15 protein-coding genes are annotated in these 14,960 nt (G+C 60.4%); 12 read left to right on the top strand and 3 right to left on the bottom strand.

What is annotated here, in order from left to right:
* Window positions 1-2: 2 nt before the first annotated feature.
* Window positions 3-1,223: an HlyD family secretion protein gene (locus A6U86_RS30990; RefSeq protein ID WP_068399886.1), complete on the bottom strand. Its 1,221-nt coding sequence runs from the start codon at window positions 1,221-1,223 to the stop codon at window positions 3-5.
* Window positions 1,224-1,385: 162 nt separating this feature from the next.
* On the opposite strand from A6U86_RS30990, the gene A6U86_RS30985 reads away from it, so the two are divergent.
* The 3 genes from A6U86_RS30985 to A6U86_RS30975 all read left to right on the top strand — a co-directional run bounded on the left by A6U86_RS30985 (window position 1,386) and on the right by A6U86_RS30975 (window position 3,897).
* Complete coding sequence (locus A6U86_RS30985) at window positions 1,386-2,066, top strand: TetR/AcrR family transcriptional regulator (protein ID WP_068400500.1); 681 nt, start codon at window positions 1,386-1,388, stop codon at window positions 2,064-2,066.
* 115 nt (window positions 2,067-2,181) lie between these two features.
* Window positions 2,182-3,021 carry a GyrI-like domain-containing protein gene (locus A6U86_RS30980; RefSeq protein ID WP_068400498.1) on the top strand — a complete coding sequence of 280 codons (840 nt, stop codon included), beginning with the start codon at window positions 2,182-2,184 and terminating at the stop codon, window positions 3,019-3,021.
* 132 nt (window positions 3,022-3,153) lie between these two features.
* Window positions 3,154-3,897, top strand: coding sequence for a TerC family protein (locus A6U86_RS30975; RefSeq protein ID WP_068399882.1), 744 nt, complete (start codon window positions 3,154-3,156; stop codon window positions 3,895-3,897).
* Between the two features lie 34 nt (window positions 3,898-3,931).
* Here the strand turns inward: A6U86_RS30975 and A6U86_RS30970 are convergent, their stop codons facing one another.
* A complete protein-coding gene (locus A6U86_RS30970) occupies window positions 3,932-4,342 on the bottom strand; it encodes a hypothetical protein (protein WP_068399879.1) in 411 nt (136 codons plus the stop codon).
* Window positions 4,343-4,705: 363 nt separating this feature from the next.
* Here A6U86_RS30970 and gltX point away from each other — a divergent pair, with 363 nt between their 5' ends.
* Genes gltX through A6U86_RS30955 form a run of 3 tightly spaced genes read left to right on the top strand, consistent with a single transcriptional unit; the run spans window position 4,706 to window position 7,996 of the window.
* Window positions 4,706-6,163 carry a glutamate--tRNA ligase gene (gene gltX, locus A6U86_RS30965; protein WP_068399877.1) on the top strand — a complete coding sequence of 486 codons (1,458 nt, stop codon included), beginning with the start codon at window positions 4,706-4,708 and terminating at the stop codon, window positions 6,161-6,163.
* Between the two features lie 15 nt (window positions 6,164-6,178).
* A complete protein-coding gene (lysS, locus tag A6U86_RS30960; RefSeq protein ID WP_068399874.1) occupies window positions 6,179-7,675 on the top strand; it encodes a lysine--tRNA ligase in 1,497 nt (498 codons plus the stop codon).
* A gap of 36 nt (window positions 7,676-7,711) precedes the next feature.
* The gene (locus A6U86_RS30955) at window positions 7,712-7,996 is read left to right on the top strand and encodes a hypothetical protein (protein WP_068399872.1); all 285 of its coding nucleotides are present in this window, start codon (window positions 7,712-7,714) and stop codon (window positions 7,994-7,996) included.
* A 41-nt stretch (window positions 7,997-8,037) separates the two neighbouring features.
* On the opposite strand, the gene A6U86_RS30950 is transcribed toward A6U86_RS30955, so the two are convergent.
* Window positions 8,038-8,880, bottom strand: a complete 843-nt coding sequence (locus A6U86_RS30950; protein WP_068400496.1) for a hypothetical protein — start codon at window positions 8,878-8,880, stop codon at window positions 8,038-8,040.
* A 195-nt stretch (window positions 8,881-9,075) separates the two neighbouring features.
* Between A6U86_RS30950 and A6U86_RS30945 the strand changes: the two genes are divergently transcribed.
* From A6U86_RS30945 to A6U86_RS30920, 6 genes are all read left to right on the top strand, one after another.
* The gene (locus A6U86_RS30945; RefSeq protein ID WP_068399869.1) at window positions 9,076-9,984 is read left to right on the top strand and encodes a LysR substrate-binding domain-containing protein; all 909 of its coding nucleotides are present in this window, start codon (window positions 9,076-9,078) and stop codon (window positions 9,982-9,984) included.
* Window positions 9,985-10,028: 44 nt separating this feature from the next.
* Window positions 10,029-10,643: a 3'-5' exonuclease gene (locus A6U86_RS30940; protein WP_068399866.1), complete on the top strand. Its 615-nt coding sequence runs from the start codon at window positions 10,029-10,031 to the stop codon at window positions 10,641-10,643.
* A gap of 201 nt (window positions 10,644-10,844) precedes the next feature.
* Window positions 10,845-12,005 carry an ABC transporter substrate-binding protein gene (locus A6U86_RS30935; RefSeq protein WP_068399864.1) on the top strand — a complete coding sequence of 387 codons (1,161 nt, stop codon included), beginning with the start codon at window positions 10,845-10,847 and terminating at the stop codon, window positions 12,003-12,005.
* A gap of 191 nt (window positions 12,006-12,196) precedes the next feature.
* A complete protein-coding gene (locus A6U86_RS30930) occupies window positions 12,197-13,183 on the top strand; it encodes an ABC transporter ATP-binding protein (protein WP_068399861.1) in 987 nt (328 codons plus the stop codon).
* The gene (locus A6U86_RS30925) at window positions 13,180-14,154 is read left to right on the top strand and encodes an ABC transporter permease (RefSeq protein WP_068399859.1); all 975 of its coding nucleotides are present in this window, start codon (window positions 13,180-13,182) and stop codon (window positions 14,152-14,154) included. The genes A6U86_RS30930 and A6U86_RS30925 overlap by 4 nt, the downstream gene beginning before the upstream one ends.
* Window positions 14,144-14,959, top strand: coding sequence for an ABC transporter permease (locus A6U86_RS30920; protein WP_068399856.1), 816 nt, complete (start codon window positions 14,144-14,146; stop codon window positions 14,957-14,959). The genes A6U86_RS30925 and A6U86_RS30920 overlap by 11 nt, the downstream gene beginning before the upstream one ends.
* Window position 14,960: the final 1 nt, after the last annotated feature.

The raw sequence follows: 14,960 nt of genomic DNA, 5'->3' as shown, positions 1-14,960 counted from the left end.
GCTTACTTGTTCGGTGCCGTGCGGGTATCGACGTCGACGACGACGCTGAGGCCTGCGCGCAGACGACCGGTATCAAGCGCATCCTGCGGCAATGCGATGCGAACAGGCACACGCTGGATGATCTTGGTGAAATTGCCAGTCGCATTTTCCGGCGGCAGCAGCGAGAAGACCGAGCCGGAAGCCGGCGAGATCGACTCGACGGTGCCAACGATCGGATGGTCGCTATAGGCATCGACGTGGACGTTCACCTTGGAACCGGGAACCAGGTGCTGGATCTGCGTTTCCTTGAAGTTCGCATCGATATAGAGCTGCCGGGTCGGCACGATCGCCATCAGCTTCTGTCCGGGAGACACAAGGTCGCCTTCCTGAACGGAGCGATTGCCAACGATGCCGTCATAAGGCGCCTTCAACACCGTGAAGGACAGGTCGCGGGCAGCCTTGTCGCGAGCGGCGGCAAGACCCTTGATCGTGCTTTCCGCCTGGCGGCGCTGGGCCTGCAGCAGATTGATATTGGCTTGTGCCGAAGCAATCGCGGCATCGCCGCCGACCAGGTTGGCCTTGGCTTGGTCGAGCGCGATGTTGGCGCTATCCAAGGCGGCCGTGGTGCCGACCGACTTGGCTTGCAGTTCAGCAGCGCGCGTCTGGGTGATCTGAGCGCCACGAACAGTGGCGTCGAGGGCAACCTTCTGGGCCTGCGACTGGGCAAGAGCGGCCTGGCCGGCAGCGATCTGTGCATCGATGGTATGGAGTGAGAGCTGTTCGGTGTCGTACGAGGCCTGGGCCTGATCCAGCGCCAGCTTGTAGTCGCCGTCATCGAGCGTGGCGAGCACATCGCCAGCCTTGACGAGCTGGTTGGCAACGACATTCACCTTAGCGACATAGCCGGTGACCTTCGGCTGAATGGTCGCGATATCGCCGCCGATATAGGCATCGTCAGTCGAGACCATGAAGCGGCCGTTCGTCCACCAGTCATAGCCATACCAGCCGCCGGCTGCGAGCACGGCGACGATGATGACAGGGAGCACCAGGCTGCGCCGCTTCTTTGCCGGAGGCGGTGGGGCCGCGGGAACCGGAGATGCAGGCGCAGCCTGGGTGGGAGCTGGATTGCTTCGCGTTTCTGCGGCGGGAGCGTTGGCAGATACGCCAGCTTCCGGCGCTTCCGCTTCGGCATCAGCAGACTCATCCACGATGCGCGCTACATTGTTTCCATGACTTGACGACATTGCCCTACCACCGAAAATCTAGGTAAAATAATCGAACCGAACGGTTCGGTTCAATTGACATAAAGCCTTTTCCATTCCATATCAAGAGACATCGAACCGCGTGGTTCGATTTATTTGACGAGTCTGTTTAAGATTCCGCAAAAATGATTGATGAAGGAGACGATGAAACACGAATCGCAAAATGCCATCATATTGAACGCACCCGCACCTGCATCCGGGGGCCGCTGGGCCGCTGGCGAAGATCCGGTCAAGCGCCACCAGATTCTCGAAGGCGCCAAGCGCGTCTTTATGAAGATGGGCTTCGACGCGGCGAGCATGAACGACGTCACCCGCGAGGCGGGCGTCTCCAAGGGCACGCTTTACGTCTATTTCGCGAACAAGGAAGACCTGTTCGCCGCCATGATGGAAAGCGAGCGCACCTATTTCGTCAACCTCGTGCGCAATGCACTGGCGGATGAATCGGATGTGACGACGTCTCTTTATGATTTCGGCATCGTATTCGTGACGCACGTCACCTCGGACAAGACCATCAGCGCCATGCGCACGGTCATCGGCGTGCGCGAGCGCATGCCCTCCCTCTGTCAGCGTTTCTTCACCGGCCCGGAAAACCTGCGCACGGTGTTGCGCGGCTTCCTAGAGCGGCAGGTCGCAGCCGGTCATCTCAAGATCGACGATTTCGACATGGCGGCCCGCCATTTTCTGGAGATGGCCAGTGGCGGCTACTTCAAGCTGCGGCTGTTTGGCGACATGGACGAACCACCGTCAAAGGAGGAGATCGATTATGTCGTGCGCGGCGCCGTGCGCGTTTTCCTCGCAGGCTATGGGCCCGACCGCAAGGATTGATGGCAAAAGCCTTCCCTTGTTGCCGATGAGCAGCTAGCGATCCAACTCCGCAATGGCGATCAAGCGCCGCCGCCGCCGGGCGCTTATGAATTGTCCGGCAACCAGGGAGTTGGGCATGAGCGCGATCGGCAGAGCGATATGGTTCATCGAAAGCCATTTCACATCCGATATCTCGTTGGATGAGATTGCCGATACGGCCGGGCTTTCGCGATATCATCTGTCGCGCGTCTTCGGCATGACCACAGGTCATTCGATCAGCGGCTATATAAGGAGCCGCCGCCTCAGCAGTGCGGCTCTCGCATTGACGGACAGCTCTTCCACCATTCTCCAGGTTGCCCTCGATGCCGGCTACGGCTCGCACGAGGCCTTCACCCGTGCCTTCCGCGAGCAATTCGGCATGACGCCGGAGAGCCTGCGCAAACAGGGGCACGTTCGCAACCTCGCTCTACAGGAGCCGATCAGAATGGACGACACCCGCCTCCCCAAGCTCGATGCCCCGCGCTTCGAGATTCGCCCGGCAATGCTGCTCGCTGGCTTTGCCGAAACCTATGCCCATGAGGCTACGCAGGCGATCCCTTCGCTCTGGCAGAAATTCAACCAGCATTTCGGCCACATTCCTGGCCAGGTGGGCAACGTCGCCTATGGCGTCTGCACCCAGGCGGATGAGGGTAGCGAAGGCTTCCGCTATATGTCCGCCGCCGAAGTCACCAGCACCGACGACCTGCCCGAAGGCTTCACGACGACCAGATTGCCGCCGCAGCGCTACGCGGTCTTTGCCCATCGCGGCCACATCTCGGGCATTTCCGCCACCGTGCATCAGATCTTCGGCGAATGGCTCCCGCAATCGGGCCATCAGCACGGCGGAACCCCGGACATGATGGAGCGCTATGACGAACGTTTCGACCCACGCACCGGCATGGGCGTGACCGAAATCTGGATCCCCCTAAAAGCTTAAAGCGAGCCCGCCGCCACGAAAATGGCGGCGGCGCTTGTACGGACGACGACGCTCCTTACATTACGGCCATTCTTGACAGGCCGGGGCTGGGGGTCAGTATCGGCAAATGCTGACAAAAAGGGGAAATCGTCGATGGATATTGTTGGGCTGATACAGGATCCGAGCGCGTGGGTCGCGCTCGTCACACTCGTGGTCATGGAGGTGGTGCTTGGCATCGACAACCTCATCTTCATCTCGATCCTGACCAACAAGCTGCCCGCCGAACATCGCGACAGGGCGCGCAAGATCGGTATCGGCCTTGCTCTTGGCATGCGTCTCGCACTGCTCGGCACTGTCGCCTGGATCGTGCAGCTGACGCAGCCGGTCTTCGAGATCTTCGGCCAGGGCTTCTCCTGGAAGGACATGATCTTGATCGGCGGCGGCCTCTTCCTTGTCTGGAAGGCGACGAAGGAAATCCATCACAACGTCGATCCGCAGGAACAGGGCGAGGACTTCATCGCCAAGTCGACGACCTCGACCTTCGCCGCCGCCATCGGCCAGATCCTGCTGCTCGACCTGGTTTTCTCGATCGACAGCATCATCACCGCCGTCGGCATGACGCCGCATCTGCCGATCATGTTCGTCGCCGTCATCGCCGCAGTTACGGTCATGCTGGTCGCCGCCAACCCGCTCGCCAATTTCATCGAGAAGAACCCGAGCATCGTCATGCTGGCGCTCGCCTTCCTTCTTATGATCGGCACGACGCTGATCGCCGAAGGCATGGGCGTGCATGTGCCCAAGGGCTACATCTACGCCGCCATGGCCTTCTCCGCTCTCGTGGAAGTGCTCAACATGCTGGTCAGAAACCGCCGGAAAAAGGCATCCGGCGGCCATTGAGGAAAAGGCCCGCATCCGGAAACGGGTGCGGCACTCAATCCTGAACGTGGACGTCGACCCATTCGCCGACGTCGCCGCGCCCGTAAATATCGACCTTGATCCAGACGTTGCCGCGGACGATGTAGTTTGCGGCATCATCGGCAATGTTGCCGCTTGCCAGCATGGCTTCGAGCTTCTGCCGGTTTGACGGCAGCGAGAAGAAGCTATCCCCCTGGTCGCCACGATCGCGGCGGCGATAGGCGTGATAGTTGGCGCGATCCTGCCGGATGATCTGCCAGGGCAGCGTCAGACGGTCACCCTTTGAATTGTAGAGGTCGTCGCTACCGATATAGGCGCGATAGGATTCGATCAGCTTTGCCGAACTGTCGCGCGTAATCGTCGATTGCGCGGCGGCGGGACCGAACATTGCCGCCGCCAATATGAGGCTCAAAACCAGTCTTTTCATTGCTTCCTCGCGGTATTTGATTGAAGACCTATTCCGCCACTGCCGCAGAAATTGCAAATAAAATTCGACAACCGACCCGCTTTCATCCCGATAGCCTTACGAACGGTAAAGAGGCATCACTATTCTGATATATCGGCTCGAATCGGTGCGTTGCAATGTCCATGACACACCATCGGGTCGATCTTGAGGCGCGGTTTCCCTTGACGTCATGCATTGAATATGGCCTAAGGCCAGCCATATGGAAAACGCGGAATTGAAGCGGCAGGCGCCCTTTTCCGGCCGGTTTCCTCATCCAGATACACATCTTCGGCTGGACGGCGCTTGTCCAAAGCGCGACCCGGCCTTTTATGACGGGCAAACAAGATGACCACTTCAGGCGTTCGCGTCCGCATCGCACCCTCCCCCACCGGCGAGCCGCATGTCGGCACTGCCTATATCGCGCTGTTCAACTATCTCTTCGCCAAGAAACACGGCGGCGAGTTCATCCTGCGCATCGAGGATACCGACGCGACCCGCTCCACCCCGGAATTCGAGACCAAGGTGCTCGACGCTCTGAAATGGTGCGGCCTGAAATGGTCGGAAGGTCCGGATGTCGGCGGCCCCTATGGCCCTTACCGGCAGAGCGACCGCAAGGAGCTCTATAAGCCTTACGTCGAACAGATCGTCACGAACGGACATGGTTTCCGCTGCTTCTGCACGCCTGAGCGTCTGGAAAAAATGCGCGAGGCGCAGCGCGCCGCCGGCTTGCCGCCGAAGTATGACGGCCACTGTTTGAACCTTTCGGCCGAGGAGGTCTCGACGCGCGTTGCCGCCGGCGAGCCGCATGTCGTGCGCATGAAGATCCCGACCGAAGGCTCCTGCAAGTTCCATGACGGCGTCTATGGCGACGTGGAAATTCCGTGGGATGCCGTCGACATGCAGGTCCTCCTGAAGGCCGATGGCATGCCGACCTATCACATGGCCAACGTCGTCGACGACCATCTGATGAAGATCACCCATGTCGCGCGCGGCGAGGAATGGCTGGCTTCCGTGCCGAAGCACATCCTGATCTATCAGTATCTCGACTGGGAACCGCCTGTTTTCATGCACCTGTCGCTGATGCGCAATGCCGACAAGTCGAAGCTGTCGAAGCGCAAGAACCCGACGTCGATCTCCTATTACACGGCTCTCGGCTATATCCCCGAAGCGCTGATGAATTTCCTCGGCCTGTTCTTCATGCAGATCGCCGAAGGGGACGAGCTGTTGACCATGGAAGAGCTTGCCGCAAAGTTCGACCCGGAAAACCTCTCCAAGGCCGGCGCGATCTTCGACATCCAGAAGCTCGACTGGTTGAACGGCCGCTGGATCCGCGAGAAGCTGTCGGAAGAAGAGTTCCAGCAGCGCGTTCTGACCTGGGCGATGGAAAACAGCCGTCTGCAGGAAGGCCTGAAGCTGTCGCAGTCGCGCATCACCAAGCTTGGTGAACTGCCTGACCTCGCCGGCTTCCTGTTCAAGTCCGACCTCAACCTCGATCCCTCCGCTTTCGCGAAGATCAAGTCGACGCCGGAAGAGTTGCTGGAAATCCTGAACACAGTGCAGCCGGACCTCGAAAAGATCCTCGAATGGAATGTCGAGACGATCGAAGCCGAGTTGCGCGCCATCGCCGACCGCATGGGCAAGAAGCTGAAGGTCATCGTAGCCCCGCTCTTCGTGGCCGTCTCGGGCTCCTCGCGCTCCCTGCCGCTTTTCGATAGCATGGCCATCCTCGGTCGCTCCGTCGTGCGCCAGCGGCTGAAACTTGCCGCCCAGACCGTTGCGACCCTCGTCGGCCCGAAGAATTGAACCGGACTTAAAACCATGAACGACAAGACCGAAACCGCCACCCTCTCCTCCGACGCAACGGAAGTTCGCGCGCAGAAGCTGAAGCTGCTGCGCGAACAGATCGGCGACGTCTATCCGGCACATTTTCACCGGACCATGACCAATGCCGAACTGGCTGCGAAATACGAGAGCCTGGAGCCGGACACCGAGACCGCCGATATCGTCACCGTCGCCGGTCGCGTCTACTCCTCGCGCAATTCCGGCATGTTCATGGATCTCCATGACGCCTCGGCGAAGATCCAGATCTTCAGCCACAAGGATGTGACCGGCGAAGAGGCCCGCTCGCTGCTGCCGATGATCGATATTGGCGACATCATCGGCGTCACCGGCGTCGTGCGCCGCACCAAGCGCGGTGAGCTGACGATCAATGCCCAGCAGATCACCATGCTGACCAAGTCGTTGCTGCCGATGCCTGAAAAGTGGCATGGCCTATCCGATATCGAGCTTCGCTACCGCAAGCGCCATCTCGACATCATGACCAACGAGGAATCGAAGCTCCGCTTCCAGCAGCGCAGCCGCATCGTCTCCGGCATCCGCCGCTTCATGGAAAATGACGGCTTCATGGAAGTCGAAACGCCGATGCTGCATTCGGTTTACGGCGGTGCCACCGCCGAGCCGTTCAAGACGCATCACAACACGCTGAAGCTCGATATGTACCTGCGCATCGCGCCGGAACTGTTCCTGAAGCGCACGCTGGTCTCCGGCCTCACCGACAAGGTGTTCGAGATCAACCGCAACTTCCGCAACGAAGGCGTCTCCACCCGGCACAATCCAGAATTCACCATGATGGAGTGTTACTGGGCCTATGCCGACTACGAGGACATCATGGACCTCGTCGAGCGCCTGTTCTCGACGCTAGCCATGTCGATCCACGGCAGCACCGAATTTGCCTTCGGCGACAAGCAGATTTCCTTCAAGGGCCCGTTCCGCCGGGTGCCGATGCCTGATGCCGTTAAGGAAGCGACCGGTATCGACTTCCTGGCGATCAAGACCGACGAGGAAGCCCGCGCCGCCTCCAAGGCTGCCGGCTTTGCCGTCGAGAAGGACGCGACCTGGGGCGAATGCCTTGCGTTCATCTTCGAAGAAAAGGTTGAGGGCACGCTGATCCAGCCGGCCCACGTCACCCATTTCCCGAAGGACATCTCGCCCTTCGCCAAGGAAGTGCCGGGCGAGCCGCGCCTCGTCGAGCGCTTCGAAACTTATTGCAATGCCTGGGAACTCGGCAACGCCTTCTCGGAACTCAACGATCCGGAAGAGCAGCGCGCCCGCATGGTCGAGCAACTCGAGCAGGCGCATGCACGCGGCGAAAAGCAGAAGGAACTGGACGAGGAATTCCTCGATGCCATCGATCAGGGCATGCCGCCCGCAGGTGGTCTCGGCATCGGTGTCGACCGCCTCATCATGCTTCTGACCAACTCGCCGTCGATCCGCGACATCATCCTCTTCCCGGCCCGTCGCGCCAAGGCGGACTGAGACCGTTTCGTCCTCCGAACCTCAAAGGTGCGAACCATGACCGAGAAAGACACAGCGGCCGCAGATGCCGACAACGAGCAGCAGCGGCTGGCCGATCTTGCGGAGATCGGCGATGTCGATCTGTCGCAATATGCGCCGGGCACCTTCGGCTGCCACGAGGCGATGCACACGGCGTCGATCATGCTCGACATGACCGACGACCAGTTGCTGCAGCACCCGGCCATTCTTTCGAATCCCGATTTCTACCGTCTTGCCGGCGAAGTTCACGAAGCGCTCTTCGCGCTTTACCAGGCGATCGGCGAAAAACATCTGGTGGACTGAGAGTCTTGCCTTTGCGCCCCATGGGGCAAAGGCGGCTCCGATCAGTTGGTGACCGGCGAGCGCCGGTCGGCAGCTCCCGTCATGGTCGGATCAAGCCCCGGTGACGGGCTCTTTTGCTTGTCCTTGGCGTCCGCGCCGATAAATTCGCCATTCTCGTCATATCCGGGCCGCACATTGCCCGTCGATTTCGGCTCCGGCGGACCCGCCTTGGCATCGTGATCCTCTGCCTGCTTGGCGGCTGCCTTCTGTTCCGCAGCCATTGCCGCCTTCAGCTTGTCCTTCTTGGCATCGCCGCCGGCACTATTGTCGGCCGCCAGGGCATTGTCGCAATCGCTGAAGTCCTTCAGTCCGGCAAGAGCGGTATTGATGTCCTGCGGCTGCATGGTGATCTGCTCGCCATAGAAGAGGCCAGCCGTGCTGGCGCCGCCGTCATAGTAACGCGCCGTCAGCGGAGCCTCCGCGCTGCCGTCGGCAAGCTTGTCAGGGTGCGGCACATAGACGACATCGGCGCCCAAAGCCCGGCCGCGTATATCGGAACGCAAGATCGGGCCGTTCTTGTCGAGAACCACAACCTGAACGAGATCTGGCTTCTGTTCCTGATAGACAGCCTTGGCCACGCGCAGCGCCGTCCTCACGCGCGTCAGGCCATCGGTCGGATCGGTGCGGATATATTTGCGCACCCAGAAGCGGTTTTCCTTGCGAATGGTGACGAGATTGATGTCCGTGCACTGCAATCCGTTGGAGGAAGCGGACGCAAATCCGAGCAGTCTGTCCTTGCCGATAGAAAGCGCCAAAACGCCGGAGCAGCCTATGAGTAAAGCCACTCCGCCGATGATGACGACAAACTTCCGGGGCAACCGGAAAATGTGCAGTAAGGCGCTCACGCCAACTGCTCCAGCATAGACCACTCCAAGGTGATAAAGATGATCAACCCTCACGTTAGGGAATTGGCGTTTCTGAATACTTAAAGCCAAGGTGAAACTTATATCTCACGTGGTATCTTTACCAAAAAAGGTCCAAAATTTCACAGCTATGACGAGCGCTTGCTTTCGGTGCCGGGGCCATGCTCTAACCTTTTCATGGCCTTCACCTTGAGACAGTTGCAGTACTTCGTTGCCGTGGCGGAACAGGGCTCGGTGACCCGTGCGGCGCAGAATCTTTCGATTTCCCAATCCTCCGTTACCGAGGCGCTGAAGGAGCTGGAGGGCGACCTCGGCGTCGAGCTCTTCGACCGGCATCCGCGCGGGCTATCGATCACGCATAACGGCCATCAGTTTCTGCGCCACGCGACGAAGATTCTCGCAACCGTTTCCGACGCGCGCACCAGCTTTTCCGGCCAGCGGAACGCGACCGGCGGCACGCTGAACATCGGCGTGACGTCGCTCGTCGCCGGCTATGTCCTGTCGGATCTTCTGGCGCGCTATCGCCGCGCCTGCCCCGGCGTTGAAGTCAGCGCCATCGAGGATAATGGCAGCTATCTGGAACATCTTCTGGTTGGTGGCGAGCTCGACGTCGCCGTCATGGTCATTTCCAACCTGCGGGATCGCATGGCACTACAGGCCGAAATCCTCGAGACGTCGCCCTACCGCCTCTGGCTGCCCATGGGCCATCCCCTCGTCTCGGCCGATATCATCAGCGTCGCCGATATCACTCGCGAACCGCTGATCATGCTGACCATCGACGAAATCGAGGAGAATACCGGCAAGCTGCTGACGGCGCTCGGCGCACGACCGCATGTGGCCTTCCGCACGCGCTCCGTCGAGGCAGTGCGCAGCCTCGTGGCAACAGGCGCCGGCGTGGCGCTGCTGCCAGATCTCGTCTATCGCCCCTGGTCGCTGGAAGGCGACCGCATCGAAAGCCGCGACGTCTCCGGCTCGCTGCCGGTCGTGCAGGTGGGCATGGTCTGGCGCAAGGGATCGAGCCTGCCGCAGGCCGCCCGCGATTTCGTCGGCGTCGCCGAAAGCATGCGCTCGGGGCGGCAACGATAGCAGAAGGCTATTTCATAGGCATCAAGAGGATTGGAGGATAGATTATGAAGACCATCATCATATTCGACTGCGAATTTCTTTGCCTTGAAGGCTCGCAACGCCGATTCTGGTGTGCGGCCCATGACCCCGATCCGGTCATCGCCGAGATCGGAGCGGTGAAGCTGGGCCTGGAAGGGGATTTTCCCATTCTAGCGACCTATAAGGCCTATATCCGCCCCATCGATCGGTTCGGCAACCAATATGCGCTCGACCCGTTCTTCACCGCGCTGACCGGCATTTCCGAAGAAATCATCAGCGCCGAAGGAATGTCCTTGCAGGATGCACTTGCCCGCCTCGATGGCTTCTCGGACGGCGCCGGCTTCTGGTCCTGGGGCAAGGACGAGCTGAACATGATGGCGATCAGCTGTTATGTTGCCGGAATTCAGCCCTTGATCCCCGCGCATCGCTTCGACAATGCGGTCAAGCTGCTGCTTGCAGCGGGAATGCCGGTCGAGGATCTGGCGAGAACACCGAGCAACAAGCTTGCCGACTACTATGGTGTGGATCACCCTCCCCTGCAGGGGCACGATGCGCTCGACGATGCTCTTTCTGTCTCCTACACCCTGCAACATCTTATGAAGGCTGGGAAATTGCAGCCGGAAGCCTTCGGCAACTCCTAGTTCCGCCTGCCTCGAGGTCAGCGCCCTCAAGGCATTATCGCTCCCACGAAATGATTGAGCCTTCTGGAATCGGAATTTCCGATATCGCCTTTCTGATAAATGAATTTGCGAATGCGGCGAAATCAGATCACCTTTTCTTCCGGGAACAAAAAGCCAGCCACTGGCTCCACAATATCAAGGCTCAAAAACCGGGAGAGTTCGATGAAGCATCTGCTGAATTCATGCACGGCCGCACTCGCATGCCTAAGTTTTGCCACGCAGGTCATCGCCGCCGAGCCGCTGAAGACGCTCGGCAAGGGCGAAGGCGCCGTCAGCATCGTCGCCTGGGCCGGCTATATCGAGCGCGGCGAAAGCGACAAGAATTACGACTGGGTAACCGGCTTCGAAAAGGAAACCGGCTGCAAGGTCAGCGTCAAGACCGCGGCGACATCAGACGAAATGGTCGCGCTGATGAACGAGGGCGGCTTCGACCTCGTGACGGCTTCTGGCGACGCATCGCTGCGTCTCGTCGCCGGCAAGCGCGTCCAGCCGATCAACACCGACCTGATCCCAAGCTGGAAGAACCTCGACGACCGTCTGAAGAATGCCCCCTGGCACACGGTCAACGGCGTCCACTACGGCGTTCCCTATCTCTGGGGACCGAACGTGCTGATGTACAACACCGATGCCTTCAAGGGTGAGGCGCCGAAGAGCTGGAATGTCGTCTTCGAAGAGATGACGCTGCCGGATGGCAAATCCAACAAGGGCCGCGTCCAGGCCTATGATGGGCCGATCTATATTGCCGATGCCGCCCTTTACCTCATGGCGCACAAGCCGGAACTCGGTATCAAGGACCCCTACGAACTCAACGAAGACCAATACAAGGCCGCTCTTGAGCTGCTGCGCGGCCAGCGCAAGATCGTCAGCCGCTATTGGCATGATGCGATGATCCAGACCGACGACTTCAAGAACGAAGGCGTCGTTGCTTCGGGCTCATGGCCGTTCCAGGTGAACCTGCTGCAATCAGACAAGCAGAAGATCGCCTCGACCTTCCCCGATGAAGGCACCACCGGCTGGGCCGACACCACCATGCTGCATGCCGACAGCGAACATCCGAACTGCGCCTATATGTGGATGGAACATTCCCTCCAGGCCAAAGTTCAGGGCGATGCCGCCGCCTGGTTCGGCGCCGTGCCTTCGGTTCCGGCAGCCTGCAAGGGCAACGAACTCTTGACCGATAGCGGTTGCGCCACCAACGGCTACGACCACTTCGACAAGATCAAGTTCTGGAAGACGCCTGTCGCCAAGTGCACAAGCCAGAGCGAGTGCGTGCCCTATCACCGCTGGGTATCGGACTATATCGGCGTCATTGGCGGGCGGTAGGACCTTACCTTCTCCCCTCGGGGAGAAGGTGGCCCGAAGGGTCGGATGAGGGGGTGGCGCAGCATAGCAAGAGTTGCGCTTCGCTTGCCGCTCAACCCCCGCTTCGCTCCGCTCTTCAGCCCCCGCATCCGCCCTATCGGGCACCTTCTCCCCACTGGGGAGAAGGAAAACAAGTACCCCTGGAGCACCCCATGACCGCCGTTCGTTTCCAGCAGGTGTCGCGCCATTTCGGTCAGGTCCGCGCTGTGGATCGTGTCGATCTGGAAATCGCGCCCGGCGAATTCTTCGCCATGCTCGGCCCTTCCGGTTCCGGCAAGACCACCTGCCTCAGGCTGATTGCCGGCTTCGAGCAGCCCACGGGCGGCCATATCGAAATCTTCGGCGAGACGGCCGAAGGCGTGCCGCCCTACAGGCGCAACGTCAACACCGTCTTCCAGGACTATGCGCTCTTTCCGCATCTCAACATTCTCGACAATGTCGCTTACGGGTTGATGGTCAAGGGTGTCGGCAAGGCCGAACGCGTACGTGCAGCCGAGCAGGCGCTGGAACTGGTGAAGCTGCCCGGCTATGGCACCCGCCGCCCCGGCCAGCTCTCCGGCGGCCAGCGTCAGCGCGTGGCGCTCGCCCGAGCGCTGGTCAACAAGCCGAAAGTCCTGCTCCTCGACGAACCGCTTGGCGCTCTCGACCTGAAACTGCGTGAGCAGATGCAGGAGGAGCTGAAGAGCCTGCAACGGGCGCTCGGCATCACCTTCGTCTTCGTCACCCACGATCAGGGCGAAGCGCTCTCGATGGCCGATCGCGTCGCCGTCTTCAATGACGGCCGCATCGCGCAGCAGGGAACGCCGCATGAGATCTATCAGCGGCCGAAAACCCGCTTCGTTGCCGATTTCGTCGGCTCCTCCAATGTCATTGCGCCGGAAACCATGTCGTCGCTTGGTGGTGAGCGGCGCTGGGCAAGCCTGCGCCCCGAAGCCATACGGTTGACTGAGGAGAGCGGCGTGGCAGCAACCGTGAAGGCCACAAGCTTTCTCGGTGCTGCTACCCGCCTCTCGGTGGAAGCGAATGGCGCGCGCCTGCATGTGACCGTGCCGGCCGGCCAGTCGGCGCCCGATACCGGCGCCGCCGTTCGCCTCGCATGGCTGCCGGCGGATGTGCACTATATGGATGACGCCGCATGAACGCCGCCGCTTTCCCCGCCTCGCCGAGCCAGGCGCCGGCTTCGATCCTGCCGAGCCGCGGCGGCTTCTTTGGCCGTCTCTCGGATCTCTTCTGGCGCCGTCCGAAACTGCTGCTCTTCCTGATGCTGACGCCGCCACTGCTCTGGCTCGGCATCATCTATATCGGCTCGCTGATCGCGCTGCTGCTTCAAAGCTTCTTCTCGATCGACGATTTCTCGGGGATGGTGAACTACCAATTCACGCTCGCAACCTATGCGCAGCTACTGAATTCGGCCAATTTCGATATCATCGTCCGCACAGTGGTCATGGCCGCCCTCGTCACGGTAGCCTCCGCCTTCGTCGCCTTTCCCATCGCCTACTACGCAGCGCGTTATGCGCAGGGCAAATGGAAGGCGCTGTTCTATCTCGGCGTCATGCTGCCGCTCTGGTCGAGCTATCTGGTCAAGGTCTATGCCTGGAAGCTGATACTCGCCAAGGAAGGCATCCTCACCTGGATCTTCGACGGACTGCATCTTGGCTGGCTGCTCGACGGCGTGCTTGCCTTACCCATCATCGGCGGCAACTCGCTCTCGGTCAGCTATATCGGCACCTTCCTCGTCTTCGTCTATGTCTGGCTGCCCTATATGATCCTGCCGACGCAGGCCGCCCTCGAGCGCGTGCCGGCCAATCTGCTCGAAGCCTCGTCCGATCTCGGCGCAACGCCGAACCAGACTTTCCGCACCGTGCTGTTGCCGCTGGCACTACCCGGCATCGTCGCCGGCTCGATCTTCACCTTCTCGCTGACATTGGGCGACTACATCATCCCGCAGATCATCGGCTCCTCGCGCCTCTTCATCGGCCAGGCGGTCTATGCACAGCAGGGCACCGCCGGCAACGTGCCGCTTGCCGCCGCTTTCTCGGTGGTGCCTATCGTCATCATGGCCATCTATCTCTGGATCGCCAAGAAACAGGGAGCTTTCGATGCGCTCTGATCGTGGCCAACGCGCCTCTTTCCCCTTGAAGATCGCCGCCGCCGGTGGCCTGCTCTTCCTGCATCTGCCGATCCTGCTGATCTTCGTCTATGCCTTCACCACGGAGGAAAAGAGCTATCAGTGGCCGCCACCGGGCTTCACCCTGCAATGGTTCGGCATTGCCTGGAACCGACCGGATGTCTGGTCGTCACTGGCGCTATCGGTGCAGGTGGCGACAATCGCGACCGCGATCGCCCTCTTGCTCGGCACACTCTGCGCCGCCGCCGTCAGCCAGACGAAATTCTTCGGCCGCGAGGCGATCTCGCTGCTGGTCATCCTGCCGATCGCGCTCCCGGGCATTATCACCGGTATCGCATTGCGCTCGGCCTTCAGCCTGTTCGATATTCCCTTCTCGGTCTGGACGATCGTTCTCGGCCATGCAACCTTCTGCGTCGTCGTGGTCTATAACAATGCCGTCGCCCGTTTCCGTCGCACCTCCGGCTCGCTCATCGAAGCGTCGATGGATCTCGGTGCAGACGGCTTCCAGACCTTCCGGCATATCATCCTGCCGAACATCGGCACGGCGCTGCTGGCCGGCGGTATGCTCGCCTTCGCGCTGTCCTTCGATGAAGTCATCGTTACCACCTTCACTGGCGGCCAGCAGATGACCTTGCCGATCTGGATGCTGGAGGAACTCATCCGCCCTCGCCAGCGACCCGTCACCAATGTCGTCGCCATGGTCGTCGTGCTCGTCACCTTCCTGCCGATCCTGGCAGCCTACTATCTTACCCGCGACGGCGATCAGATCGCCGGCGGCGGCAAATGAA

The organism is Rhizobium sp. AC27/96 (genome assembly GCF_001692325.1).
Taxonomy (GTDB): domain Bacteria; phylum Pseudomonadota; class Alphaproteobacteria; order Rhizobiales; family Rhizobiaceae; genus Rhizobium.
The sequence above is the reverse complement of the archived record's forward strand: the minus strand, read 5'-3'. Positions and strand labels throughout refer to the sequence as shown.

Bases quoted from the DNA above. Each gene is read 5' to 3' on its own strand.
- A6U86_RS30955 (WP_068399872.1), top strand. From the start codon at position 7,712: ATGACCGAGAAAGACACAGCGGCCGCAGATGCCGACAACGAGCAGCAG.
- A6U86_RS30985 (WP_068400500.1), top strand. From the start codon at position 1,386: ATGAAACACGAATCGCAAAATGCCATCATATTGAACGCACCCGCACCT.
- A6U86_RS30980 (WP_068400498.1), top strand. From the start codon at position 2,182: ATGAGCGCGATCGGCAGAGCGATATGGTTCATCGAAAGCCATTTCACA.
- A6U86_RS30970 (WP_068399879.1), bottom strand. From the start codon at position 4,342: ATGAAAAGACTGGTTTTGAGCCTCATATTGGCGGCGGCAATGTTCGGT.
- A6U86_RS30940 (WP_068399866.1), top strand. From the start codon at position 10,029: ATGAAGACCATCATCATATTCGACTGCGAATTTCTTTGCCTTGAAGGC.
- A6U86_RS30945 (WP_068399869.1), top strand. From the start codon at position 9,076: ATGGCCTTCACCTTGAGACAGTTGCAGTACTTCGTTGCCGTGGCGGAA.
- A6U86_RS30990 (WP_068399886.1), bottom strand. From the start codon at position 1,223: ATGTCGTCAAGTCATGGAAACAATGTAGCGCGCATCGTGGATGAGTCT.
- gltX (WP_068399877.1), top strand. From the start codon at position 4,706: ATGACCACTTCAGGCGTTCGCGTCCGCATCGCACCCTCCCCCACCGGC.
- A6U86_RS30930 (WP_068399861.1), top strand. From the start codon at position 12,197: ATGACCGCCGTTCGTTTCCAGCAGGTGTCGCGCCATTTCGGTCAGGTC.
- A6U86_RS30975 (WP_068399882.1), top strand. From the start codon at position 3,154: ATGGATATTGTTGGGCTGATACAGGATCCGAGCGCGTGGGTCGCGCTC.
- lysS (WP_068399874.1), top strand. From the start codon at position 6,179: ATGAACGACAAGACCGAAACCGCCACCCTCTCCTCCGACGCAACGGAA.
- A6U86_RS30925 (WP_068399859.1), top strand. From the start codon at position 13,180: ATGAACGCCGCCGCTTTCCCCGCCTCGCCGAGCCAGGCGCCGGCTTCG.
- A6U86_RS30935 (WP_068399864.1), top strand. From the start codon at position 10,845: ATGAAGCATCTGCTGAATTCATGCACGGCCGCACTCGCATGCCTAAGT.
- A6U86_RS30920 (WP_068399856.1), top strand. From the start codon at position 14,144: ATGCGCTCTGATCGTGGCCAACGCGCCTCTTTCCCCTTGAAGATCGCC.